This window comes from Prevotella aurantiaca (assembly GCF_015262605.1).
Taxonomy (GTDB): Bacteria; Bacteroidota; Bacteroidia; order Bacteroidales; family Bacteroidaceae; genus Prevotella; species Prevotella aurantiaca.
The window spans coordinates 15,235-39,361 of sequence record NZ_JABZSJ010000018.1 but is presented as its reverse complement, the minus strand read 5'-3'; the positions used below and the strand labels follow the sequence as shown (position 1 = coordinate 39,361).

The 24,127-nt window shown below is 39.8% G+C and carries 23 protein-coding genes; 12 read left to right on the top strand and 11 right to left on the bottom strand.

What is annotated here, in order from left to right; genetic code table 11:
* The first annotated feature begins 169 nt into the window (after nucleotides 1-169).
* Nucleotides 170-601, top strand: a complete 432-nt coding sequence (locus HXN26_RS04850) for a hypothetical protein (protein WP_273159183.1) — start codon at nucleotides 170-172, stop codon at nucleotides 599-601.
* A 632-nt stretch (nucleotides 602-1,233) separates the two neighbouring features.
* Here the strand turns inward: HXN26_RS04850 and HXN26_RS04845 are convergent.
* From HXN26_RS04845 to rpsO, 3 genes are all read right to left on the bottom strand, one after another.
* Entirely contained in the window at nucleotides 1,234-2,607 is a 1,374-nt protein-coding gene (locus HXN26_RS04845; RefSeq protein ID WP_273159180.1) for a WG repeat-containing protein, read from the bottom strand.
* Nucleotides 2,608-2,752: 145 nt separating this feature from the next.
* A complete protein-coding gene (locus HXN26_RS04840; protein ID WP_273159177.1) occupies nucleotides 2,753-3,262 on the bottom strand; it encodes a Dps family protein in 510 nt (169 codons plus the stop codon).
* Nucleotides 3,263-3,637: 375 nt separating this feature from the next.
* Complete coding sequence (gene rpsO, locus HXN26_RS04835) at nucleotides 3,638-3,913, bottom strand: 30S ribosomal protein S15 (RefSeq protein ID WP_273159174.1); 276 nt, start codon at nucleotides 3,911-3,913, stop codon at nucleotides 3,638-3,640.
* A 204-nt stretch (nucleotides 3,914-4,117) separates the two neighbouring features.
* Between rpsO and typA the strand changes: the two genes are divergently transcribed.
* From typA to HXN26_RS04820, 3 genes are all read left to right on the top strand, one after another.
* A complete protein-coding gene (gene typA / locus HXN26_RS04830) occupies nucleotides 4,118-5,920 on the top strand; it encodes a translational GTPase TypA (protein ID WP_273159172.1) in 1,803 nt (600 codons plus the stop codon).
* Nucleotides 5,921-6,028: 108 nt separating this feature from the next.
* Entirely contained in the window at nucleotides 6,029-6,718 is a 690-nt protein-coding gene (locus tag HXN26_RS04825; RefSeq protein WP_273159136.1) for a porin family protein, read from the top strand.
* Between the two features lie 213 nt (nucleotides 6,719-6,931).
* Nucleotides 6,932-7,147 carry a hypothetical protein gene (locus HXN26_RS04820; RefSeq protein ID WP_273159134.1) on the top strand — a complete coding sequence of 72 codons (216 nt, stop codon included), beginning with the start codon at nucleotides 6,932-6,934 and terminating at the stop codon, nucleotides 7,145-7,147.
* A gap of 90 nt (nucleotides 7,148-7,237) precedes the next feature.
* Here HXN26_RS04820 and HXN26_RS04815 read toward each other — a convergent pair whose 3' ends face one another.
* From HXN26_RS04815 to HXN26_RS04800, 4 genes are all read right to left on the bottom strand, one after another.
* A complete protein-coding gene (locus HXN26_RS04815) occupies nucleotides 7,238-7,381 on the bottom strand; it encodes a hypothetical protein (RefSeq protein ID WP_155115517.1) in 144 nt (47 codons plus the stop codon).
* 48 nt (nucleotides 7,382-7,429) lie between these two features.
* Nucleotides 7,430-8,914, bottom strand: coding sequence for a BspA family leucine-rich repeat surface protein (locus HXN26_RS04810; protein WP_273159128.1), 1,485 nt, complete (start codon nucleotides 8,912-8,914; stop codon nucleotides 7,430-7,432).
* A 186-nt stretch (nucleotides 8,915-9,100) separates the two neighbouring features.
* Nucleotides 9,101-9,589 (bottom strand): S-ribosylhomocysteine lyase, encoded by a 489-nt coding sequence (locus HXN26_RS04805; protein WP_273159126.1) that lies wholly within the window; start codon nucleotides 9,587-9,589, stop codon nucleotides 9,101-9,103.
* A gap of 13 nt (nucleotides 9,590-9,602) precedes the next feature.
* Complete coding sequence (locus HXN26_RS04800; protein ID WP_273159124.1) at nucleotides 9,603-10,301, bottom strand: 5'-methylthioadenosine/adenosylhomocysteine nucleosidase; 699 nt, start codon at nucleotides 10,299-10,301, stop codon at nucleotides 9,603-9,605.
* Nucleotides 10,302-10,399: 98 nt separating this feature from the next.
* On the opposite strand from HXN26_RS04800, the gene HXN26_RS04795 reads away from it, so the two are divergent.
* The 8 genes from HXN26_RS04795 (at nucleotide 10,400) to HXN26_RS04760 (ending at nucleotide 20,768) form a co-directional block, all read left to right on the top strand.
* Nucleotides 10,400-12,913 carry a YfhO family protein gene (locus HXN26_RS04795; protein ID WP_273159122.1) on the top strand — a complete coding sequence of 838 codons (2,514 nt, stop codon included), beginning with the start codon at nucleotides 10,400-10,402 and terminating at the stop codon, nucleotides 12,911-12,913.
* A gap of 558 nt (nucleotides 12,914-13,471) precedes the next feature.
* Nucleotides 13,472-14,023 carry a DUF1599 domain-containing protein gene (locus HXN26_RS04790; protein WP_273159119.1) on the top strand — a complete coding sequence of 184 codons (552 nt, stop codon included), beginning with the start codon at nucleotides 13,472-13,474 and terminating at the stop codon, nucleotides 14,021-14,023.
* Entirely contained in the window at nucleotides 14,016-16,136 is a 2,121-nt protein-coding gene (locus tag HXN26_RS04785) for a BT_3928 family protein (RefSeq protein ID WP_273159117.1), read from the top strand. The genes HXN26_RS04790 and HXN26_RS04785 overlap by 8 nt, the downstream gene beginning before the upstream one ends.
* A 79-nt stretch (nucleotides 16,137-16,215) precedes the next feature.
* A complete protein-coding gene (locus HXN26_RS04780; protein ID WP_273159115.1) occupies nucleotides 16,216-16,887 on the top strand; it encodes an SPOR domain-containing protein in 672 nt (223 codons plus the stop codon).
* Between the two features lie 222 nt (nucleotides 16,888-17,109).
* A complete protein-coding gene (gene folE / locus HXN26_RS04775) occupies nucleotides 17,110-17,703 on the top strand; it encodes a GTP cyclohydrolase I FolE (RefSeq protein ID WP_025000955.1) in 594 nt (197 codons plus the stop codon).
* Nucleotides 17,704-17,764: 61 nt separating this feature from the next.
* Nucleotides 17,765-18,517: an exodeoxyribonuclease III gene (locus HXN26_RS04770; RefSeq protein WP_273159112.1), complete on the top strand. Its 753-nt coding sequence runs from the start codon at nucleotides 17,765-17,767 to the stop codon at nucleotides 18,515-18,517.
* Between the two features lie 5 nt (nucleotides 18,518-18,522).
* The gene (locus tag HXN26_RS04765) at nucleotides 18,523-19,281 is read left to right on the top strand and encodes an SGNH/GDSL hydrolase family protein (protein WP_273159109.1); all 759 of its coding nucleotides are present in this window, start codon (nucleotides 18,523-18,525) and stop codon (nucleotides 19,279-19,281) included.
* An 8-nt stretch (nucleotides 19,282-19,289) separates the two neighbouring features.
* Nucleotides 19,290-20,768, top strand: a complete 1,479-nt coding sequence (locus HXN26_RS04760; protein WP_025000958.1) for an MBOAT family O-acyltransferase — start codon at nucleotides 19,290-19,292, stop codon at nucleotides 20,766-20,768.
* A gap of 244 nt (nucleotides 20,769-21,012) precedes the next feature.
* Here the strand turns inward: HXN26_RS04760 and HXN26_RS04755 are convergent, their stop codons facing one another.
* The 4 genes from HXN26_RS04755 to xpt all read right to left on the bottom strand — a co-directional run bounded on the left by HXN26_RS04755 (nucleotide 21,013) and on the right by xpt (nucleotide 24,004).
* Entirely contained in the window at nucleotides 21,013-21,462 is a 450-nt protein-coding gene (locus tag HXN26_RS04755) for a DUF4251 domain-containing protein (protein ID WP_273159106.1), read from the bottom strand.
* Between the two features lie 50 nt (nucleotides 21,463-21,512).
* Nucleotides 21,513-21,989 (bottom strand): hypothetical protein, encoded by a 477-nt coding sequence (locus tag HXN26_RS04750; RefSeq protein WP_273159104.1) that lies wholly within the window; start codon nucleotides 21,987-21,989, stop codon nucleotides 21,513-21,515.
* Nucleotides 21,990-22,083: 94 nt separating this feature from the next.
* Nucleotides 22,084-23,427, bottom strand: coding sequence for a nucleobase:cation symporter-2 family protein (locus tag HXN26_RS04745; protein WP_273159102.1), 1,344 nt, complete (start codon nucleotides 23,425-23,427; stop codon nucleotides 22,084-22,086).
* 4 nt (nucleotides 23,428-23,431) lie between these two features.
* Nucleotides 23,432-24,004 (bottom strand): xanthine phosphoribosyltransferase, encoded by a 573-nt coding sequence (gene xpt, locus HXN26_RS04740; RefSeq protein WP_273159101.1) that lies wholly within the window; start codon nucleotides 24,002-24,004, stop codon nucleotides 23,432-23,434.
* Between the last annotated feature and the right edge of the window lie 123 nt (nucleotides 24,005-24,127).

The window sequence follows — 24,127 nt, the reverse complement described above, 5'->3', positions numbered from 1 at the left end:
TAGAGCTTGTCAATACAAGCTTTATGCTGAAATATTGTTTTTAAGGGAGGACTAAGATAGAAAGAGTACCTTTATATTTGGTTAAAAAATCAGTATTTTTGACTCTGATAAATCATAAGAAAATATTTAGATAGTATAAATAAAATAAAGCAATAAACATTAAACGAACATGAAGAAACTATTTTTAGGATTCTTGGCAATGGGTATTTTGACCCTTGCACCAGCTACTATGGTAGCATCAAACAGCAACAATATAGTGAACGATTGCCCTGAAGGGGCTAAGAAAGTAGACCCAAAGACATTTACAGATAAGCTTGTAAAGGACTTAAATCTTACTGAAAGTCAGACTAAAGACCTTTTAGAACTTAACACAAAGTACGCTGATTTACTGGCTTCTCCGCATGGAAATATCCATTGCAAGAAAGCTGAAGGTCATTGCAAAATGGCTGAAGGACATTGTAAGAAAGTAGATGGCGAATGCAAGAAAGCCGAAGGACAATGCAAGCAGTCAGATGCTCAAAGCAAGAAGATGGAAGGCGAATGCAAGAAAGGCGAAGCTAACCAATGCGACAAAACAAGGCAAAGCAAACTGCAAGAGTGAGGGTGCTAAATGCGATAAGCAGAAAATGGCAATGCATTCAGAGCACGCAAAAGAGATGATGGCAAAGCATTCAGCTTACCTTGAAGATTTAAAGAAGATTTTAACCGATAGCCAATATCAGCAATTACTTAATATGTAATTCGTTTACCCTCAATAAAATAGGGTAAGAAACATAACCCAAAGAAACTGTGTTAAGTGAATAATACGACTTAATACAGTTTCTTTTTATATGGAAGATATGTTGCTTTACTATACATATGCATTTAGTAAAGATAGTAAAACCTTAATGATATTAACCTAATTTAAGGGCGAAGAAAAGCCGGTAAAAATGTAAAGATTTTGCAGGAATGATATTCTTGTGTAACATTCTTATTATCAGTGTCTTGTAATAGTGTCTGTTTTGCGTTGTAAAACAGGCACTTTTGTCGAGCAAAACAAGCTATATTGCATCGCAAAACAGGTACTATTGCAATACAAAACAATAATCATCGTTTTGTACTTGTATTTTTCTTTACAAACAGTAGCGGCTGTATTTGATAGTTAGACGGCTATTTTGAAGTAAAAAGAAGATATATTCAGTTACATTGAAGTACAATTATTATGCCTTGACAGGATTTAGAATACGGCTTTTATTATTCCCTTTTTATTTCCTTTAAGTTGCAATCTAATTCAGGATTGTTTCTGCTTATGTCCATAATTTGGAAAGAATCGCTGTAAGCAATAATAGGGTGGGGAATCATACCATAGATGATTTCGTTCTTTAAATTAACGATACCATATTGATAATCTTTCTTTACAACAAACTTATTTCCACACGAAGGGTACAGCGGCTCGTCGTATATGCAAGGAATAAACACCTTATCGTTTTTGTCAACAAGACCATATTTCCCATTCAGACTTACTGTAAAAAGACTGTCTTCGGTCGATTCTGAAATGTCTTCATATTTAAAAGGAAAGACCAACTCAAGTGTTACTTTATTTAAAAAGGCAGCTTTCCCTTCCTTTTTAATTAAGGCATACGGACCGCTCGACTCTCTTATATGGTCGAAATGCAGCGAATGAAAAATGCTGTTGTCTTTCAGTGAGTAAAGCATATACCCCTCTTCGTCTTCTAAAGTAATATGGTCGCGTATGTAAATGTTTGAATACGATTTATATTTAAGTGGGGTTATGACCTCGTTAGAAAGACTGATTACTCCATAGAGCGAGTTATGTTGCACAACAAGATAATCAGTTGTGCCACTCGAAATATTGTAGTATGGAGCCATACTTTCGTATTGTGGACTTATCAATACATTGCCTTCAATGTCTAACAAACCATTTTTTCCGTTCTTATCTTCAAATATAAAATAATTTATGCTCTTAGAATCACCATTTTGTTTTATCCAGTTGGTTATCTTATCTTTTATTGTAATACCTTTTATTAGCGTCTGTTTGTGCTTCATGAGATAGCCTTTTTCGTTACCTTTAATGAAGATTTGGTGTTGGTCAGCATACTTTACTTCATCGTATTCTGGCTGTATCATACAGTCGCCTTTAGCATTAAACATACCATATTTGCCCTTTTCTTTCACAACAAAGTCGGGGTCTAAGTTCCAATCTCTGTACAAATAGATAATTTCTTCGTATTTTGTAGGCAGCACTTTCTTTCCATCAAAGGTATAAATACCTTGTTTTCCATTCAGAAAAACCTTCCAAAAGAAATTGCCAAAAGCCTCCATTCTGTTGTATTTCATTGGTATAACTTCCACTCCCTTGCCGCTGTAAACTCCTTTCAGCTTGTTTTTAGTAATGATAAACAAGCTGCTTTGTATGCGTTTAATGCTATCAAGATCATTTAAAAGTCGTTTGCCTTCCGATGTGTAAAGCGCAAATTTCCCTGTTTTCTCATCTTTTTTAATGTTCCGATCGTTTACTTCTGTTGCTACTGACACAGCTATTTGAGCCTTAGCACCCAGCCAACAGAGCAGGAAAAGCATGGAAATTATTGTTTTAAGAGTCTTCATTTTATACCCAGTATTACTTGTCTGATAGTTTTAAAATGCAAAGGTAAAGATAAAAAAACAAAGATTCGATGCTACCATATAACAAAAAAGAGAATGCACCTGAATAGATACATTCTCTTGAAAATTAAATCTTTATGACCGTTGCTTACTTAACTTCGCAACCACATTCACTCTTATGGTGGTGTTCAGCAAAAGCAAGGAGCATCCAAACAGTCTTCTCTTGTGCTGCGATGTAACCTGTCATGAGGTCTGCAGTAACGTCATCGTTAGCCTCGCCAGCCAATGCTATGAGTGCACGTTCCTGTGCAATGAGATTCTTGAAGTATCCTAAGATAAGCTCAATTGCCTCTTTTCCACATTCAACCTTGCCGAGTTCCTTAATCGTTGCAATCTTTAAATATTCGCTAAACTTACTTTCTGGAGTACCGCCCAGCTGCAAAATGCGCTCTGCAATCTCGTCTACTTGTTCAGCAGCGCTATTATACATCTCTTCATATTTAGCATGCATAATGAAGAAACTATGTCCTTTCACGTTCCAATGAAGATTGCGCAAGTTGGTATAATAGATTTGGAAATCTGCTAACAACTTTGCAAGTGCTTCTCTAACCTTACTTACTTTACTCTCTTCTAAACCGATAAATTCTAAATTCTTCATACTCTTTTCTTTTTATTTATTATTATTTTGTTTGTTTTCTGATGCAAAGTTAAGCCTTTTCTACATAGCTACCAATCGACTTTATCTATACAGAAATAGATTTAATCAATATCGTTTGATAATTATCTGAATAATAAGAGTTTATATATATGAAAGAAAACTGAAAGCAATGCTGTCTTTTTTGAATAGGGATAGAGCAAGGGGAGTTTTTCAGAAGTATTGATGTGTTGTGGAAATTGCGATTGTGTATTAACCCCAAACAGTAATGAAAAAGGAGAAAGAATAATGTAGGTGCAATGACTTATTACTTGTTTGAATAAAAAAAATCCCCACAAACAAATGATGTTTGTGGGGATTTGTATGCTTTCCGAAATCTTACTTACGAAGACCAAGAGTCTTAACGATAGCACGATAGCGCTCAATATCGCGTTCGTACAAATAGTCAAGAAGCGCACGACGCTTACCTACAAGACGAGTAAGAGAACGAGTTGTAACGAAGTCCTTGCGGTTCTTCTTAACGTGTTCAGTCAAGTGCTTGATGCGATAGGTAAACAATGCAATCTGACTTTCAGCTGAACCAGTGTCTTCTACCTTCTGTGCTTTGCCGTATTGGCCGAAGATCTCTTCTTTCTTTTCTTTACTTAAATACATAATAATTGTTGATTAATGTTGTTTGCAATTACATCTTTCTATTGTTAAAAGCCGCCTTAATCGAAACGGTTCACAATGTCAAATGCATCGGTATTTCCGAAAATGCGGTGCAAAGTTACAACATTTTATTTATTCCACAATACTTTTACGATTATTATTTGTACTTTTGCACGCACATTTTACTAAGGAATTAAGACATAATAAATGCAAGATATAAGAAATATCGCAGTAATTGCGCACGTAGACCACGGTAAAACAACGTTGGTAGACAAGATGATGCTCGCTGGAAAACTATTCCGTGATGGACAAAATAACAGCGACGAAGTATTAGACTCCAATGACTTGGAGCGTGAACGGGGGATAACAATTCTTAGCAAAAACGTAAGTATCAATTGGAAAGATACTAAAATAAATATTCTTGATACACCGGGTCACTCCGATTTCGGAGGCGAAGTTGAACGCGTATTGAATATGGCGGACGGCTGTTTGCTGCTGGTTGACGCTTTCGAAGGGCCTATGCCGCAGACGCGCTTTGTGCTTCAGAAGGCTCTACAGCTGGGTTTGAAGCCGGTGGTGGTAGTTAATAAGGTGGACAAACCTAATTGTAGACCGGAAGAAGTGTACGAGATGGTGTTCGACCTTATGTGCGATTTAAATGCTACAGAGGAACAATTGGACTTCCCCGTAGTCTATGGATCAGCAAAGAACGGCTGGATGAGCGCAAGCTGGAACGAACAAACAGAAAATATAGACTACCTTTTAGACTTAATTGTTAAGGCTATTCCAGCACCACGTCAGTTGGAAGGTACACCGCAGATGCTTATAACGTCGTTAGACTTCTCAAGCTATACGGGCCGAATTGCTGTCGGTCGTGTGCATCGTGGTACATTGAAAGACGGTCAGAATATTACGATTTGCCATAGAGACGGCAGCAAGGAACGCACAAAGATTAAGGAACTGCACACCTTCGAGGGTATGACGCACCGCAAGACCGATGCTGTAGACTCTGGAGATATATGTGCTATCATCGGATTGGAGCATTTTGAGATTGGCGATACCATTGCCGACTACGACAATCCAGAGGCTTTGCCACCCATTGCAGTGGACGAACCAACCATGAGTATGCTCTTTACTATTAACGATTCGCCTTTCTTTGGAAAGGAAGGTAAGTTCTGTACGTCGCGACACATAAACGAACGCCTTGAAAAAGAGCTTGAAAAGAACCTCGCCTTGCGTGTTTCGCTCGTTGAAGGAGCCATGGATAAGTGGTTGGTGAGTGGCCGCGGCGTTTTACACCTATCGGTTTTGGTAGAGACAATGCGTCGTGAGGGTTATGAATTGCAGGTGGGACAGCCACAAGTAATATATAAGGAGATAGACGGACAGCGTTGCGAGCCTATCGAAGAACTTACGATTAACGTTCCCGACGAGTTCTCAAGCAAGATGATTGATATGGTAACGCGTCGCAAGGGCGAACTTTTGAGTATGGATACCGAGGGCGATCGTGTGAACATTATGTTTGAAATACCTTCTCGTGGTATAATGGGACTCCGCACAAACGTGCTTACTGCGAGTCAGGGCGAGGCGATTATGGCGCACCGTTTCAAGGAATATCAGCCGTTTAAGGGCGAAATCACACGTCGTATCAATGGATCTATGATTGCTATGGAGAATGGAACGGCATACGCTTACTCTATCGACAAGTTGCAAGATCGTGGTAAGTTCTTCATCGACCCGGGAGAAGAAGTATATGGTGGGCAGGTTGTTGGAGAACACGTACACGACAACGACTTGGTTATAAACGTAACGAAAGCAAAGCAGCTTACCAATGTGCGTGCGTCGGGCTCTGATGATAAGGCACGTGTGATACCGAAAGTAGAGATGAGTCTTGAAGAGTGTATAGAATATATAAAGGTAGATGAGTATATTGAAGTAACGCCGAAGAGCATTCGTATGCGCAAGATACTGCTCGACCACCTTGAACGTAAGCGTGAAAGCAAGGACTAAACGCAGTCTTATATATCGTCGCCTTTTCAATAATAGAGCTGAAAAAGTCTGCCTATAATATAATAATAAGGTGAAAAAGTCGTTTTATAAGTAAAACAAAACATACTTATGAGACGACTTTTTTTATTATCTTTATTTGTGCTTTCTGTATTCGCAGTACAGGCACAACCTAAGTGGGGAACGTGGTCGGTGGTACCACACGTCGGTGTTAGCTTTGCTAATCTAACCAATGAAGCTATCGGTGTTGCAGATAACAGAATTTCGCATTCGCAGACGAGGATAGGTTTCTCGGGCGGTGCAGATGTGTATTACCAACTAACAGATAAGTTGGCGTTGTCTGGTGGTGTTGCTTATACACAGGCAGGTTGCAACTTTGAGGACGTACCTGCCGACCTGTCAGCAAGGAGTGGCACCGTTTTCCACGATTCATATTTCAATCTTGGCTATGTTGATGTTCCGTTGCTTGCCCACGTTTATGTATCGAAAGGCTTGTCGTTCTCGGTTGGTTGTCAGCCTTCTTTTCTTACAAAGGCTACATGGCACACTGAAACGCAAGGCTATGAAACGGACGGAAAGGGTGGAATAAAGTACGATAAGACTGAAGTTAGTGAAGGTGATATGAAGACTTCGTTCAAGAAAACCGCCTTTGCCATACCTGTTGGTATAAGCTACGAATATGAAAACGTGATGCTGACGGCTCGCTACAACATCGGACTTTCAAAGGTTTACAACCACGATTTAAGCGATAGCAAAAACAAAATCATTACCGTTTCGGTAGGATATAAGTTTAATTTGTAAAAGGAAACAATAAGAAACGTGAGTTTGATGTAAGAATTAAGCAGTATATTATTTATCAAGGCAATACCAAGAAAGAATTGATTATGATTTGATATGCTGATAATCAGAAAGAAGTGAAGTATCTTTCTCCTTAAATTCTTACATCGAACTCACGTTATTTTATGAGCGAAAAGAAGATAATAAGAGTGTAAATATTTTTCACAGGTGTAATTATTGCATAACACTCTATGCATCAGTATATTACAAAACCTATTGTTTTGCATTCCAAAAGCGGCTGTTTTGCACGGTAAAAGCGTAGGTTTTGCATCGCAAAACAGCCGCTTTCGCAATGTCAAAGCGCAGTTATCACTTTTTAACGGAATTATCTTTACAAAGTTAAACCTAAAAACTCTCATTATTCTATTAGAGAAGAATGCCAAAAATACCTAAGAGATGCCTACTTGAACCGCTTTCTTATACCGAACGCACATTAACAACAAACCGCCTTGACAGAGCTGTCAAGGCGGTTTGTTGTATTGTCTAAACTATATCTTCGCTTTGTTTCTCTGTGTTTGGAAACCATTGAAACAGTTGCCGAATAGAGGCTTTTGCCGTAACGGAGTTGCTCCAATCGTCGTAACTATGTTGCTCTGTTGGTCGTAACTTCGTTGCGATGAATGCCATAACTCCGTTACGACAAACGGTGTTGTTCCGTTACTTGTCTCTTGTTTCTTATTTTATAACCTTGCGTATTGTGCCGTCGCTCATACGAACGATATTTACTCCACGCTGCAATTCCTTCTGTTTCTTGCCATTGACAGAGTAAATAGTTCTTACGGTAGCGTTGTTCGATGACATGCCTGCCGAAATTCCCGATGGTGTTTTTCTTGTGAAATATCCCGTATCGGGGTTTGCCATCGACCCATCGGTTTTGTTCTTGTCGTATGCCACTGCACCTTTGAGTTTCTCGCAGAAGCTGAACATATCCTTTGTAGTGCTGCAATTCCATGCATCATTGCAGTAAATGGTGGTCAGAGACTCGCAATGACTGAACATTTCGCTGAACGACACTGTACCTTTCGTATTGAAATTTGTCAGGTCGAGCGAAGTCAGTTTCTTGCAGTTCCGAAACATACTCCACATATGGATTACTTCCTTTGTATTGAAACTCGAAATGTTGAGGGTGGTCAGACTGATGCATCCGTCAAACATATTATCCATAAAACCAACTTTAGCCGTGTTGAAGTTTGATAAGTCAAGCGATTTCAGACTGCTGCAACCACGAAACATATTTGCCATACTAGTTACGTTAGTTGTGTTAAAGCTTGATAGGTTGAGCGAAGTCAGATTTTGACATTCATGGAACATCTCTCCCATGTTTATTGTATTTGCCGTATTGAAGCTCGAAAGGTCAAGTGCAGTTAGGTTTGAGCAAGCCCTGAACATATTGCCCATACGGGTAACTTTTGCTGTATTGAAGTTTGAAAGATTGAGCGATGTCAGTTTGGTGCAACTCATGAACATCTCTTCCATATCGGTTACGTTCTCAGTGTTGAAGTTCGAGACATTAATCGAGGTCATATTGGCGCAGACAGAGAACATACTGTTCATATTTCTTACGTTCTTTGTGTTAAAACTTGAAAGATTGAGCGAAGACAGTGCTTTGCAATTGAAGAACATGTGACTCATGTTGGTTACGTTCTTTGTGTTGAAACTCGATAGGTCGAGCGCGGTCAGAGCAATGCAGTGCATGAACATACGTTGCATATTGGTTACGTTTTCCGTATTGAACTTCGACAAATTGAGTGATGTCAAGGAAGTGCAGCCGGAGAACGTATCGCCCATGTTGGTTACTTCAGACGTATTGAGATTTTCCCAACCCGTGATATTCTTCAAGGCTCTGCAATCGCCAAACCAACAACGGGTGGTTGTCGGGCGGTAGTTCTTGAACGATGTATCGAACACGACCGTAGTAGTCCATGTATTATTAGCTTCGGGAACTCCTGCCCAAGCTGGGCATCTGCCTTGGTATCGAGTTTCCTTGATACCATACACCGTACCCGTTCGGCTTGATTTCTGTGCGTCGTAATAGAACGTGAGCGTTGCGCCGTCGTCGCTTACTACGACATACGCTTCGTTCTTTTGTGCCTGCGTCGGTAGTGCTGCCATCAGCATTATTGCTATGGCAAACAATGAGAAAAGTAGTTTTGGTTTCATAGTCGTATTTTTTTATAATTAGTTAGACAAATTACCCCCGTTTGCCTCATACAATGGGACGGAACGGGGGCAATGTTTATGAACGCTTTTGTCAGTGGTAAACGATACCTTTCCGTTTAGTTGCAAATATAATTCTTTTTTTTAAGAATCACAACAATTTGGAATGTAAAAGTGTTTTCTTTCTTATTATTCTTCGCGGAACGGATAGATTAGGTTGTCTTCGGTAATCTTATTCAATACCTCGTCTACGAATTTGCGACTTTCCCAGCGCGCCATCGGTAGGTCGTGAAGCAGATAGTTGCCGCAATCTTTGGGTGCCGCGCCCGGTATTTCGCCCTCGAACGAAGCGACAAACTCGAAGGTGCGGCGCATAAGGTCTACTATCTCTGCCGAATTTAGGTTGCCTTTTAGAATCAAATAGTTGCCCGTCAGGCAACCCATAGGTCCCCAATAAACCACACGTTCTTTCCATTCGCTATCGTTTCGCAGGTAGGTTGCCGCCAAATGTTCTATGGTATGGAGTGCACCGATGTGCAAAGCAGGTTCTCGGTTAGGCTCTTTCATACGTATATCAAAGGTGGTTACTACTTCGTTGCCTATAAAATCCTGTCGGCTGACGTAGATACCACGCAGCAAACGGTCGTGGTCGATGGTGAAAGAAGGTATCTTGTCCATAATAATGTTGTGTTTAAAGTGTGTTGATAAAATGCTTTGTAACCTCGAAACTACCTTCAGCAACCTTGCTCCAGAAGTCATAATACATACTCGCATCGGTATCTTTGAGTGGAATATCGCTGATGACACGGAACGAAACAAAAGGTACTCCATATACATAGCATACCTGTGCGATAGAACAACTCTCCATATCGACTGCCGTTGCTTCTGGAAAATCGTTCATGATAGACTGCATTTTCTCTTTTGTTGTAACGAAATAGTCGCCACTGACCGTAAGTCCAGCCTTGATGGTGAAGTCGTTTCCGTCCTTCGTATCGTTCAGTGAGAGTGCCTTTTCTACCAATTCTGCAGGCGATACATAGCGTGCAGGCATGCCCATAACCTGTCCTTTGACAGCTTCGCTGCCGCAAGAAACGTCGTGATAGACACATTCTGTCGCCACAACTACGTCCATAACGTTCAGCGTAGTGTCTGCTCCGCCCGCACAACCGCTCGAAACAACGAGGTCGGGCTTATAGTTGTTAATCATTTCCACCGCCCCAATGGCAGAGTTTACCTTACCAATGCCACACTTCTGCAACACTATTTCCTTGTCGCCAACCTTTCCAAGCACAAACTCCTTGTGGTTGCGACACACCGTTTCCGTATGTTCGAGAATAGACTTGAGCTGTGTAAACTCCTTGTCCATTGCCACAATAATTCCTATTTTCATACTGCAAAGGTACTAAAAAGTTAGTAGCAGGCAGTTGTAAGTAATGAGTTTTTTGTATCTTTGCACGCATATCACGTAAGAATTAAATAGAAATTGATATGAATACTTTGAAGAAATGTCTGCCCGATGCGATTGTTATCGCACTCTTTGCAGTAATCTCTTTTGCTTATTTTTTAGTGCCTGTATCGCAAGGAAAGATACTTTTCCGCCACGATTCGCAAGCAGGCGTGGGCATGGGACAGGAACTTACCGAGTACGAACAACGTACTGGCGAGGTAACACGATGGACAAACTCGCTTTTCAGCGGTATGCCGACCTACCAAATATCGCCTGCGTACAGTTCCACCGATGGACTTTCGGCAGTTATGGCAGCCTATCATCTTTGGTTACCCGACTATGTTTGGTTCCTCTTTGCCTATCTCTTGGGCTTCTATATCCTGCTTCGTGCGTTTAATTTCCGCCAATCGTTGGCAGCCTTAGGCAGTATTCTGTGGGCATTTTCTTCCTATTTCCTTATTATTATCGCTGCAGGCCACCTTTGGAAGGTAATGGCTTTAGCTTATCTCCCGCCGATGATAGGAGGTGTAGTCTTGGCTTATCGAGGCAAATATCTGTGGGGTTTCATCGTAACAGCTGTGTTTACAGCCTTCGAAGTAAAGGCCAATCACGTGCAAATGACCTACTATTACCTCTTCATAGTGTTGTTTATGGTAATAGCCTATCTTGTACAAGCCATTCGCGAAAAGCGTTTGCAACACTTCCTGAAGGCTTCTGGCGTACTCATAGCAGCTGGATTGATAGGTATAACCATCAATATTTCGAACCTATACCATACTTGGGAATACCAAAAAGAAAGTATGCGCGGCAAGAGCGAACTGACAAAAGCTAATAGTGCCAACCAAACCAGTTCGGGACTCGACCGTGATTACATTACACAATGGAGCTATGGAGTAGACGAAACCCTGACGCTGCTTGTGCCAGATGCCAAGGGCGGTGCAAGTGTTCCGTTGAGTCAGAATTCAACAGCAATGGCAAAAGCCAATCCCGAAGTACAAAATATGTTGCCGCAACTATACGAAGCTGTACCTCAATACTTTGGAACACAGCCAGGTACGAGCGGTCCTGTATATGTAGGAGCCTTCGTTCTCTTCCTCTTTGTGCTGGGTTTGTTCATTGTTAAGACTCCGTTGAAGTGGGCATTGTTGGCAGCAACCATTCTTTCCGTACTGCTTTCGTGGGGACATAACTTCATGGGCTTCACCAATTTCTTCCTTGACTATGTGCCGATGTATGCTAAATTCCGCACCGTAGCCAGCATATTGGTAATAGCAGAGTTTACAATTCCGTTGCTCGCAGCCCTTGCATTGAAGCGCATTGTGGACGAACCGACGGTGCTGACAAAGAACATGAAGTTCGTTTATACCAGTCTTGCGCTTACCGCAGGAGTCGCTCTCGTAATGGCATTGATGCCAAGTATGATGGGACCTTTCATATCAGAGCAAGAGCGTCAGATGCTTTCAGGCATTCAAGGAATGACACCTGACGTTCAGAATATGATGCTTTCGAGCATTGCAACTATGCGTGCTGCAATGGTAAGTGCTGATGCTTGGCGTTCAATCATCGTTATAATCATTGGTGTTGCCATGCTTTTGCTCTTTAAAGCACAGAAGATTAAGGCCATCTATCTTATTGTTGGAATCTCAGCTCTCTGTTTGATAGACCTTTGGCAAGTAGACAAACGCTACTTAAACGACGAGATGTTTGTTCCTAAGAGCGAGCGCGACACACCACAAGAAGCAACTGCAACTGATATAGAAATATTGAAAGACAAGTCTTTATCATATCGTGTGCTGAACTTCTCGTCGGGCGCTTTCAACGAAAATACTACATCTTACTTCCATAAGAGCATTGGTGGCTATCATCCAGCCAAGCTCCGTCGCTATCAAGAAATGATTGATAAGTACATCGCACCGGAGATGCAAGCAGGCATGCAAGCCATTGTAAGCAAGGGAGGAGTGATGTCTGAAGTAGATGGAAGAAAGCTTTTCCCAGTGCTGAATATGCTCAATGCCAAGTACTTTGTTGTTCCTTTGCAGGGTAATGCTACCACTTCTATTCAGAATCCGTATGCACAAGGCAATGGTTGGTTCGTAGATAAGCTTACCTACGTAGCCGATGCAAATGCTGAATACGCCGAAGTAGGCAAGATAGACGTTAGTCACGAAGCCGTAGCCGACAAGAAGTTTGAAGCTGTACTCGGTCAAACTGCAGCCAACGACTCTACTGCAAGTGTCGTACTAACTAAGTATGAGCCCAATAGTTTAACCTATACAATAAACTCAGCAAAGGGCGGAGTGGTTGTATTCTCAGAGATATACTATCCTGGTTGGACCGCTACCATTGATGGACAGCCTGCCGAACTTGGCCGCGTAAACTATATTTTGCGTGCCCTAAATGTGAAAGCTGGTAAGCACGAAGTAGTGTTAGACTTCCACCCATCAAGCATTAGCACCACCGAAACCATTGCCTACGTGGCACTTGTAGCCCTTCTTCTCGCTATTTGTGCGGCCCTCTTTATAGAGTGGAAGAAGCAAAAGGCTGTGAAAGACTAATATTTACGATACTTTAAAACAATAGAAACGTCGGTACTACGACTTAAGACCGCCCAATAAAAAGGTCTTAATCGTAGTGCCGACGTTCTTATTTTACGCCACGAAAAATATAGGAAAAATAGACCAATTCGCAACTGTCGATAAACCGAAAAAATACTATCGAAAATCAAGAGAAGTACAATTGAAATGTAATAGTGCTTGTTTTACGTTGCAAAACAGGCACTATTGCACGCTAAAACAGGCACTTTTGCGTTGCAAAACAAGCTATATTGCAACTCTGTTTTTAAACAATTGATAATCAGTATATTATAGAGCGTTCTCTTGTAGCTATACCTATACCCAGCAAAACCATATAAATCGACATATTGAATACCGAAATTTAGAACAATCTATCAGCTCGTTAACAACCCTTGTATGCTACTTTGAATTTATCTTCATTAGCTTTAAATTATGTTGCAGTGTAAAGAAGGGATATTGGTTGCTTATATATTATTATAAGAATGATTTTGCCAGTTCGTATATTTTCAGTATTTTTGCATTGTAAATAAGAAATCCATTATGTCAGAACAGATGACCAAGACCGAACAGGAGTTTAAAGAAGTTCTAACCGAATGCCAGTCGCTCTTCTCTAAGAAGCTGCACGACTATGGCGCATCGTGGCGTATTCTGCGCCCATCGTCGCTTACCGACCAGCTCTTTATAAAGGCTAAGCGTATTCGTTCGATAGAAATAACGGGCGAAAATCGTGTTGGAGAGAGTGTTCGACAAGAGTTTATAGCTCTTATCAACTATGGAATCATAGGACTTATACAGCTTGAACGTCCGTTTGTAGACACTGTGGACATAACGCCCGAAGAGGCAATGGCACTCTACGAGAAGCATGCAAAAGCTACATACGAGCTGATGTTGAAGAAGAATCACGACTATGGTGAAGCATGGCGCGATATGCGTGTGAGCAGCTACACGGACTTTATTCTTACCAAAATAGAGCGTGTAAAGGAGATAGAAAACCTGTGCGGACAAACATTGGTGAGCGAAGGCATTGATGCTAACTACATGGATATCATCGTTTACGCTGTATTTGGAGCAATAAAATTGCATAATGAGTAAACTGAAATCGTTTTTAGTAAACATCTGCCGCTTGTTGCTTGCCGCAACGTTTATCTTCTCTGGTTTCGTAAAAGCCATAGACCCTCTCGGTTCGCAATACAAAATAGGCGACTATCTTACAGCCTTGGGCATGGCGGGAAAGGTGCCTGAATGGGTACAACTCATTCTATCTATCTCGCTTTCAGGTATAGAGTTTACGCTGGGTATCTTGTTGTTGCTGGCCATTCGTCGCCATTTAGTAAGTAAGTTGTCGTTCGTGCTGATGCTTGGAATGACCATCGTAACGCTTTGGCTCACAATTAGTAATCCTATACAAGACTGCGGTTGTTTTGGCGATGCGATACATTTGACAAACAGTCAGACATTTATCAAGAACTTGGTGCTGCTTGCAGCAGTCGTGGTTGTTATGCGATGGCCACTTTATCAAGTGCGGTTTATCTCAAAAACTAACCAATGGATAGCTACCTACTTCACTATGGCGTTCATTATTGTAGTGTCGTTGCTGAGCCTTTACCACTTACCGCTGTTCGATTTCCGCCCATATTACATCGGACAAAATATATGGAAAGGAATGCAAATACCCAAAGGAGCAAAGCAAACAAAGTATAAAACCACCTTTATATGCACCAAAGACGGCGTTCAGAAAGAGTTCGACGAAAACAATTATCCGTACGATGACAGCACATGGGTGTTTGTAGATACTAAGCAAGAAGTAGTAGAACAAGGCTATGAGCCACCTATTCACGACTTCTCTATAACCAACTCGAAGACCGATGAGGACCTTACCGAACAGATATTAAACAAAGATGGCTATACATTCTTACTGATTTCACCTTTGCTCGAAGTAGCACAAGACAGGAATTTTGGTGATATTGAAAGCATATACGAGTATGCAAAGGAAAACGGATACGCCTTCTATGGACTTACAGCAAGTACGGAAAAGGGCATAAAGCACTGGCGTGACATTACAGGAGCGGAATATCCGTTCTACACAACCGATGGTACAACGCTGAAAACTGTAATAAGAAGTAACCCTGGACTCTTGTTGCTGTACAAAGGAACAATTATAAACAAGTGGAATCATAACGATATTCCAAAGGTAGAGGAATTGAATGCACCCCTGTCGCTGCTTACAATAGGGCACGAACCAGAGAGTAGCACATGGAAAAAGATACTTACAATGGTGCTATGCTACTTGTTACCGCTTATCTTACTCATTATTGCCGACCGCTTTTGGGCTTGGACTAAGTGGGTAAAGAAACGAGAAGAGTGGATTAAAGAAAAAGAACAATGGCTTCTTAATAACGAACAGAAACGAAAACTGTATCAACTTTTAAAACGTAAAAGACATATGAGAAAGAAAATTGTAGCAGGTAACTGGAAGATGAACGAGACCCTGCAAGAAGGTATTGCATTGGCAACAGAAATCAATAACGCTTTAAAGGCAGACAAACCTAACTGCGATGTTGTAATCTGCACTCCTTTTATACATTTGGCAAGTGTAGCTAATGTGTTGGATAAGGACTTGGTAAAGCTTGGCGCAGAAGACTGTGCTAACAAGGAAAAAGGTGCCTACACTGGTGAGGTTTCTGCTGCAATGGTTAAGAGTACAGGTGCAGAATATGTTATTCTCGGCCACTCTGAGCGTCGTCAATACTACGGAGAAACAGCCGAAATCTTAAAGGAAAAGGTAGAAATGGCACTTGCAAACGGCTTGAAAGTTATCTTCTGCTGCGGCGAAACATTAGAAGAACGCGAAGCAAATAAGCAAAACGAAGTGGTGAAGGCTGAACTCGAAGGTTCTGTTTTCCATCTTAGCGAAGAGGCTTGGAAGAACATTATTCTTGCTTACGAGCCAATTTGGGCTATTGGAACAGGAAAAACTGCAACATCTGACCAAGCTGAAGAGATGCTCGCATACATTCGTTCAATCGTAGAAGAGAAGTATGGCAAAGACGTTGCAAGCGAAACAAGCATCTTATATGGTGGTAGCTGCAAGGCAAGCAACGCACCAGAACTATTCTCAAAACCAAATATTGATGGTGGCTTGATAGGAGGAGCTTCTTTGAAAGCTGACGATTTCAAGGGTATTATTGATGCTTGGAAGAAGTAAAAACAAGTAAACAAAAAGTCCTATGAGCCGCTAATCGTAAGAATTAGCGGCTCTTGGGGACTTTATAAAAGCAAAAGAAATGAAGAAATTCCTTGCCATATTGGTCGTCGCACTCCTTAGCTGTTTAGCTGTTGGTGCACAAGGTACTGTCACTGTAACGCAGAGTGAGGATATAGACGCGTTGGTGAACGGAAAGAAAAATACTAAAGCAAATAAGAAAAAACAGCAAGCTCAGGTACAGTCGCCAGTGAATAAACTAACTGTCCCTTTACCTGTTACCCCACGAATAGAGCCTCGTATCGAAGCGCCAACACCCCCACCATCAGCAAGTACATCTACTAATCAGCGTACAAAACTTGTGCGCAAGAAGGTAAGACGTCCTATTGTAGACCCTATAGATGGTACAATAGTTAAACAAACAGTAACCAAACGTGTGCTGAAAGGCGTAAGAAGAGTGAGGGGATTTCGTGTGTTAGCCTATTCTGGAGGCAATACAAGAGAAGCCCGAAAGGAAGCTGAAAGATGGGGACAGAAGGCTAAACAGATATTACAAACCGAACCAATATACGTTCACTTCTATTCTCCTCGTTGGATGTGCCAGGTCGGAAACTATGTAAGTTACGAAGAAGCACGTAAGATTATGAGGAAATTGAAGAAAGAAGGGTTTACCCATGCCAACGTAATTAGAGCTATGGTAACAATAGAAACATCTAAAGTGGTTGGTAATGAGCCTGATGTAATGGATTACTAAATGGCTTTAATTTAAAATTAGATTAAACTTTTAAATCAATTGGGGAAGCCATTTCAGATAATAAAATAAATCTGTTTAAAGGTGTGAGTGTCCTGGATTTAATTGAGAAGTGAACTGATTAAACTACAAGATACTCCTATTTTAATAGCAAAATAAAGTTCTCTGAATAGCAGAACAACATATTTTTATAAGATAATATTATACGATTTATCAAGAATAATAATGAAGTCAAATATAGAATTTCGTGAAGGCCTAGACGACTTAGCAGGACATTACCGACATGTATTGCAACTTTTAGGTGAGGATCCAGATAGAGAAGGCTTGGAAAAGACACCTACGCGTGTGGCAAAAGCAATGCAAGTGTTAACACGTGGCTATACTCAAGACCCTCATAAGGTGCTTACTGATGCACTTTTTGCAGAGAAATACAATCAGATGGTAATAGTAAAAGACATTGATTTCTTTTCTATGTGCGAGCATCACATGCTCCCTTTCTACGGAAAAGCGCACGTTGCATACATTCCTAATGGCCATATAACAGGCTTAAGCAAGATAGCACGCGTGGTAGATATATTCAGTCATCGTCTCCAAGTACAGGAAAGATTGACACAACAGATAAAGGATTGTATTCAAGATACTCTGCAACCGCTTGGTACAATGGTAGTAATTGAGGCGAAGCACATGTGCATGCAGATGCGTGGAATAGAGAAACAAAACTCTATAACAACAACGAGTGCATTCAGTGGAGCATTTAATCAAGCGAAAACACGCGAGGAGTTTATGGACCTTGTGCACTCTGATAAGATGCGAATATAAAACAATAATTGCTTGAGGCACCCAAAGTTAAATAGATTTAAAAGAAAGGAAACAAGATAATATGAAGTTTATCTCATGGAATGTAAATGGTCTTCGGGCTTGTGTTACAAAGGGCTTTAAAGAAAATTTTGCCGAAATGAATGCGGATTTTTTCTGCTTGCAGGAAACAAAGATGCAGGAAGGACAACTTGATATAGCATTCGATGGTTATGAGTCGTATTGGAATTATGCTGACAAGAAAGGTTATTCGGGAACAGCAATCTTTACAAAACACAATCCTTTGAATGTTTCTTATGGATTGGGTATAGATGAACACGACCATGAAGGAAGAGTAATTACGCTCGAAATGGAGAACTTCTATCTTGTTACATGTTATACGCCAAACTCGCAAGATGGCTTGAAACGATTAGGTTACAGAATGCAATGGGAAGACGATTTCCAGGCCTATATCAAGCAATTGGATGAGAAGAAACCTGTTATTGTGTGTGGCGACTTGAATGTTGCACATGAGGAAATAGACTTAAAGAACCCTAAGACCAATCGAAAAAATGCAGGATTCTCTGATGAGGAAAGAGCAAAAATGACGCAATTTCTTGGAAATGGATTTATTGACAGCTTCCGAACACTTTATCCAGAGCAGGTAACTTATTCGTGGTGGTCGTATCGTTTCAAAGCAAGAGAGAAGAATGCAGGCTGGCGTATCGACTATTTCTTGTTGTCAAATCGATTACGTGAGCAACTTGTCGAAGCTAAAATACATACCGAAGTGTATGGTAGCGATCATTGCCCAGTAGAGGTTGAACTGAATTTATAAGCAACGTGCGCGAGCAAAGCAAGATATTCTTATTATTGGTTGCTGTGCTGGCAATCGTTGTTGGTTATGCTATTGTGCCAGGAGAAATATCTTTTGGCAAATTTACGATAAAGAAAATTAGTCTTGCCCAACTGAGAAAAGCTGATAAAAACGACTCTGAAATTGCACCAAAACACAAGAAAAAGAAACAACATAGGAGCAAACAAACGTTTTTATTCATAGGAGATTCGATGGTAGAAGGCTTGTCTCGACGACTCGGCGACTATGCTGAAGAGAACCATCATAAGCTTTATACTGTTATTTGGTATGGTTCTACCACCGAAAAGTGGGCAAATTCGAAAACAATAGAGCATTTTATTAAGGAGTATAAGCCTACTTACATATTACTTTGCTTGGGTAGTAACGAACTATTCGTTAACGACTTAGATTTAAGAGAGACTCATATAAAGACGATAGTAGCCAAGTTGGCCAACTTTCCCTATGTTTGGATAGGTCCTGCGAGCTGGAATGGCGATACAGGAATTATCGATTTGATGAAGAAACATACGAAACAAGGCTGTTTCTTTGATAGTAGAGGACTGAAATTGAAACGTGGTTCCGATCATTATCATCCTACTTGGGAGGCTGCAGCATTATGGTTGAACAATGTTGCTGCCTTTATGAGAAGTTCGAAAGCAACTTATCCTGTAGTACTGAAAGATCCTCTACACCATCATAAAGCAACAAATACAAAACTCTTACAACCTTCTTTCAAAGGATTTTAGTACGATAGATGATAGATTTAAAGCAGACAATAGGCGCATTTTTTTCCTTTTTGGCAACTCCCAATAAGGATTGGTCGTTCTGTACACTATCGTTTATGATTGCTTTTCTTCTGTTTTTTGCTGGCTATATTTATATAAATGGCAGCAGAAAAACATGGATGAAAGCTTATGTTGTACTATTTGGAATGTTTTTTGCCTATAAGGCAAATGGCGCTTTAATGGTCTTGCTGCCTATAACAACATTGCTTTCGTGGTTCTTAACGAAGAAAATGATGCGCTTACGACGTGGTAAACCGCGTAGAGTAGGGGTTTTTATTGTTATTTTAATAGAACTTCTTCCGTTACTTTACTATAAGTACACCAACTTCACCCTTGATATTTTAAATCATTTACTACAGAGTAATTTTGCTCCCTTACAACTAATATTGCCCATAGGTATATCGTTTTATACCTTTCAAGCCATTAGTTACACAATAGATGTGTACAAAGAACGATTTCCTAAAACGACCGATTTGTTAGAATATAGTTTTTATCTTACGTTCTTCCCTTTATTGATTGCAGGACCTATTACACGTGCTAAGGTCTTAATTCCGCAGATAAATACACCGCGTCTTAACGATAAGCATCTTATAAATTTGGGACTATGGCTTATAATTTGTGGTTTGTTGAAAAAGGCATTAGTAGCCGATTACTTGGCACAATATAATAATTGGATATTTGCTGATCCTTTGGCCTACACTGGATTTGAAAACTTAATGGGTGTCTTAGGATTTACGTTGCAAATATATTGTGACTTTTCTGGCTACAGTGATATGGCTATTGGAATTGCAGCACTTATGGGATTCCGACTGCCTAATAACTTTAATTCGCCATATCAGAGTCTAAACTTGACAGAGTTTTGGCATCGTTGGCACATTACGCTTTCGCAATGGTTCCGTGATTATATCTATATTCCAATGGGGGGAAATAGGAAAGGCGAACTGAAAACGTACAGAAACACTTTCATTACAATGATAGTAGCGGGATTATGGCATGGGGCATCAGGTATGTTTGTGCTGTGGGGATTGTTACATGGCGTTGGTTTAACAATTCACAAGTTTGCTCGTAATAGAGGTTTTGGCAAGGTTCAGAATACGATTTATTTGAAAACTATTTGCTGGATAATGACTTTTACGTATATATCTGTTGCGTGGATATTCTTTCGTTCCCACGACCTTAATACAGCATTTAGTATTATTGGTAAGATAACCACAGACTTACATTTCGTCGATATACAGAATTTCATTAATGCACGTCTACTTTGGATAATGCTGTTAGCGGTTGGTCTTGAACTTCATTCTATTCGACAAAGCGATTATAGATGGCTACAACAAAAGTTTATCTCATTGCCATGGTTGACTAAGTTGGGAATATTTTTACTTGTTTTACAGCTTGTTATCAATTTAAGTCAAGATAGTGTACAGCCATTTATCTACACCAGATTTTAAGATTTGGGTAAGTTTACTATTGGAGAATAATGACATTAAAAAGTAATAACAAAACTTTAGTTTGGCGAAAGAACTTGTTAATTAAAGCCAAACAAATAGCTGTAGCGTAAAGCAGACTACCATTTAATATTGAATTTTAGTTTCCTCTTTTTAGTCTTTCTGTATTTTATTTTGCGTATATCGGAACAAATTTAGCATTCAATTGCATGAAACCCGAATAATCAATAGATGACCTTATATTCGATTATAAACTGATATTAGTTGTTCCGTTATTGTATACATTTAAAATGATATTATAGATTTCAGTCTCATTATGTGCTTCTATAAAGATACGTTCTCCGTCTTTCGTAGGTTCGCTCTTATAACTACGTATAGGTAGTATTCCATGTAATCCCACATATCCGTTTATAGGTGCTCGGTCGAGTCTTCCTATATAAGGAAGTTCCATACCAATAGAATCGCGACTAACTTCAATAACGTAATCAGAATTTAAAGTACGTACAGGCATACCCACAGGATATATCTTATCAATAAAAATGCGGAATCTTCTTTCGTCTAAGTTCCTTTTCACAGCAACAGTTCTCAACGCATATATCTTTTCACGCGATACAATGTTGCCTTCAGAATCACGATAAGTAGTTGCGCAACCGAATAAAACAACTACTGATAATGATAAGATAATAATCTTTTTCATACGTACCTTCTTCTTTTATATAGGGTTCGTAAATACTGGACACAGCAAGGTTACTGTTCAATTTTTTCCACCCTAGGGGCAGAAATACTTTCTATGCTTGGAGCTGCAGCAGGTTTTCCTGTTGTTTTTGGTGTTGTAGCAGGTACAGGATCAGCAGCTGGAGCAGGTAATGGAGCTGTTGGTGCAGCATGATTTTTTATATTTTCTGTTGCTTCCTTTGTTTCTGTAGTCTTTGTTTCTTCAACTATTCGTTTTATTTCATCATCAGTTTTAGTACTTGACTCATCAGAAACTATGTTTTCTTTGCGAGGTTTTTGGTCTGGCCAAAGATAGTCTCCTATGACATCAACAGTGTCAAGTACCGCATTTCTTTGCTGTTCTTCTTGCTGTTTTTGCTCTGAGATAGTTTCATCTTCAGCGATAATGAAGTTATAGAAAAGTCCTAAAACAAATAAAACCAATACTCCTATGAGTATTTTAAAAGTTAGAGTGCTTGTAAACTTTCGTTTTTTATCTTCGCCTGTCATAGTTTTCTGTATCTAATTGAGTGAGTATTCTATTGCAAAGATAAACATAAAAAGCAGAAAAAAGGGTAAAGTCGGAAAACTTTACCCTATTTTTTTAATCTTTAATACGAATGAGTGCATTTGCCAAAATGGCCGTTAATCCTCCCATTATAATTCCACTTGAGAAAATATTCTGTATGATTTGAGGCATCTTACTCAATATATCAGGCACAAGTTCTACGCTTAAACCCATTGCAAAGCTCATTGCCATTACTAAAACAGCCTTACGATTGATAGTAGTAGAAGCTATGATGCGTATACCGGCAGCAGCAACAGTTCCAAACATTAATAATGTTGCGCCACCAAGAACACAGTTTGGTATGAGAGAGAAGAATTGTCCAACTATTGGGAATAAACCTAAAATAAGCAAAGCACCTGCAACAAAATAGCCAACATAGCGACTAGCAACTCCTGTAAGCTGTATCATTCCATTGTTTTGTGCAAAGATAGAATTTGGAAAACTATTGAATAAACCTGCTATAAACGAGTTGATACCATCTGCCAAGATACCTCCTTGCGCACGTTTCATAAATACAGGACCTTCTACAGGCTCTCCAGAAATAAGTGAGTTGGCGGTGATATCACCATAAGCTTCAACTGCAGTTACCAAATAAATAAGTCCTAAGCCAATAATTGAACCAATATCAAAGCGAATACCATATTTAAAAGGTTCAGGAATATTCACTCCACCAGTATTATTCAGTTGTGAAAAGTCGATAAGACCTAAGAAGTAAGCTACCGTAGAACCCAATAATAAGCCTAAAACAATAGATGCCATACGGAAGAATGGATTACTTGAACGATTGAATATAACAATACTGATAATTACGAGTAGTGCTAAACCTAGATTTTGCAATGAACCAAAGGTGCCATCAGACATTGCAGCATTGCCACCGCCACATGAATTGATACCAGCTTTAATTAAACAAAGACCAATCAGCGTAACAACGATACCCGAAACCAATGGTGTAATGATTTTACGCATATATGGTAACACGCGGCTTACAAGCATTTCAACGATAGAAGCCACCATACAAGATCCAAAAATATAGCTCAATCCAAGTTCAATATTCATCTTCCCGCCAACCATACCGAGCATTCCTGCACCGATTATTGGACTAATAAAAGAAAATGAAGTTCCTTGAATACATAATAAACCTGCACCAACTGCCCCAAAACGTTTACATTGAATGAATGTTGCAATACCCGATACAAACAGCGACATAGAAACAAGGAATCCTGTCGTTTCTAAATCGAACTGCAACGCTGAACTAATAATGAGCGGCGGCGTAATAATAGCAACAAAAATTGCCAACAAGTGCTGCAAAGCAGCAAAGATAGTTTCTCTCAAAGGTGGGCGATCGTTCAGCCCATAAATAAGTTCTTTTGTTTGCTCCATGGTTTTATTGTTGTCTTATTTTTATTTCGCAGTTATCTAATGATTCAATAATAGCTAAACTTTCGCAGCGTATTCCTGCAGATTCAATAATTTCACGACCATTTTGAAAAGCCTTTTCAATAATGAATCCCATACCTACAAGTTCGGCTCCAGCTTGGTTGCATAAGTCTATAATTCCCTTTGCAGCATTACCATAGGCTAAGAAATCGTCAACGAAAAGTACTTTGTCAGAAGGTTTAAGATATTCTTTTGAAATACAAACATGGTATTCGCGTTGCTTAGTAAACGAGAATACAGTAGACGAAAGCATATCTGCCATTGTAGAAGGCTTCTTTTTCTTAGCAAACACAACAGGCAAGTCGAGAAGGAAACCCATCATAATGGCAGGTGCGATACCACTTGCTTCAACTGTTATAATTTTGTTTATTTCCGTTGAAGCATAGCGGCGGATTAGTTCCACAGCTATTTGTTTCATCAAGTTGGGGTCTAACTGATGATTTATAAACTTGTCTACTTTTAAGATTCCCCCTTCATAGCATTTGCCGTCTTTACGGATGCGGTCTATCAATGTTTTCATTGTACAGTTATTTACCTTTCATACTTGTTTTTAATTGTTTATATATCTGCCTAACATATTGGAACTATCCATCTGTTAGGAATATAAAGTGCAAAAGTAGTAAATAATAAAAAACTATTTGCT

What these genes read in the sequence shown, in the direction of transcription:
- HXN26_RS04850 (WP_273159183.1), top strand. Translation starts at nt 170, where the DNA reads ATGAAGAAACTATTTTTAGGATTCTTGGCAATGGGTATTTTGACCCTT.
- HXN26_RS04845 (WP_273159180.1), bottom strand. Translation starts at nt 2,607, where the DNA reads ATGAAGACTCTTAAAACAATAATTTCCATGCTTTTCCTGCTCTGTTGG.
- HXN26_RS04840 (WP_273159177.1), bottom strand. Translation starts at nt 3,262, where the DNA reads ATGAAGAATTTAGAATTTATCGGTTTAGAAGAGAGTAAAGTAAGTAAG.
- rpsO (WP_273159174.1), bottom strand. Translation starts at nt 3,913, where the DNA reads ATGTATTTAAGTAAAGAAAAGAAAGAAGAGATCTTCGGCCAATACGGC.
- typA (WP_273159172.1), top strand. Translation starts at nt 4,118, where the DNA reads ATGCAAGATATAAGAAATATCGCAGTAATTGCGCACGTAGACCACGGT.
- HXN26_RS04825 (WP_273159136.1), top strand. Translation starts at nt 6,029, where the DNA reads ATGAGACGACTTTTTTTATTATCTTTATTTGTGCTTTCTGTATTCGCA.
- HXN26_RS04815 (WP_155115517.1), bottom strand. Translation starts at nt 7,381, where the DNA reads ATGGCATTCATCGCAACGAAGTTACGACCAACAGAGCAACATAGTTAC.
- HXN26_RS04810 (WP_273159128.1), bottom strand. Translation starts at nt 8,914, where the DNA reads ATGAAACCAAAACTACTTTTCTCATTGTTTGCCATAGCAATAATGCTG.
- HXN26_RS04805 (WP_273159126.1), bottom strand. Translation starts at nt 9,589, where the DNA reads ATGGACAAGATACCTTCTTTCACCATCGACCACGACCGTTTGCTGCGT.
- HXN26_RS04800 (WP_273159124.1), bottom strand. Translation starts at nt 10,301, where the DNA reads ATGAAAATAGGAATTATTGTGGCAATGGACAAGGAGTTTACACAGCTC.
- HXN26_RS04795 (WP_273159122.1), top strand. Translation starts at nt 10,400, where the DNA reads ATGAATACTTTGAAGAAATGTCTGCCCGATGCGATTGTTATCGCACTC.
- HXN26_RS04790 (WP_273159119.1), top strand. Translation starts at nt 13,472, where the DNA reads ATGTCAGAACAGATGACCAAGACCGAACAGGAGTTTAAAGAAGTTCTA.
- HXN26_RS04785 (WP_273159117.1), top strand. Translation starts at nt 14,016, where the DNA reads ATGAGTAAACTGAAATCGTTTTTAGTAAACATCTGCCGCTTGTTGCTT.
- HXN26_RS04780 (WP_273159115.1), top strand. Translation starts at nt 16,216, where the DNA reads ATGAAGAAATTCCTTGCCATATTGGTCGTCGCACTCCTTAGCTGTTTA.
- folE (WP_025000955.1), top strand. Translation starts at nt 17,110, where the DNA reads ATGAAGTCAAATATAGAATTTCGTGAAGGCCTAGACGACTTAGCAGGA.
- HXN26_RS04770 (WP_273159112.1), top strand. Translation starts at nt 17,765, where the DNA reads ATGAAGTTTATCTCATGGAATGTAAATGGTCTTCGGGCTTGTGTTACA.
- HXN26_RS04760 (WP_025000958.1), top strand. Translation starts at nt 19,290, where the DNA reads ATGATAGATTTAAAGCAGACAATAGGCGCATTTTTTTCCTTTTTGGCA.
- HXN26_RS04755 (WP_273159106.1), bottom strand. Translation starts at nt 21,462, where the DNA reads ATGAAAAAGATTATTATCTTATCATTATCAGTAGTTGTTTTATTCGGT.
- HXN26_RS04750 (WP_273159104.1), bottom strand. Translation starts at nt 21,989, where the DNA reads ATGACAGGCGAAGATAAAAAACGAAAGTTTACAAGCACTCTAACTTTT.
- HXN26_RS04745 (WP_273159102.1), bottom strand. Translation starts at nt 23,427, where the DNA reads ATGGAGCAAACAAAAGAACTTATTTATGGGCTGAACGATCGCCCACCT.
- xpt (WP_273159101.1), bottom strand. Translation starts at nt 24,004, where the DNA reads ATGAAAACATTGATAGACCGCATCCGTAAAGACGGCAAATGCTATGAA.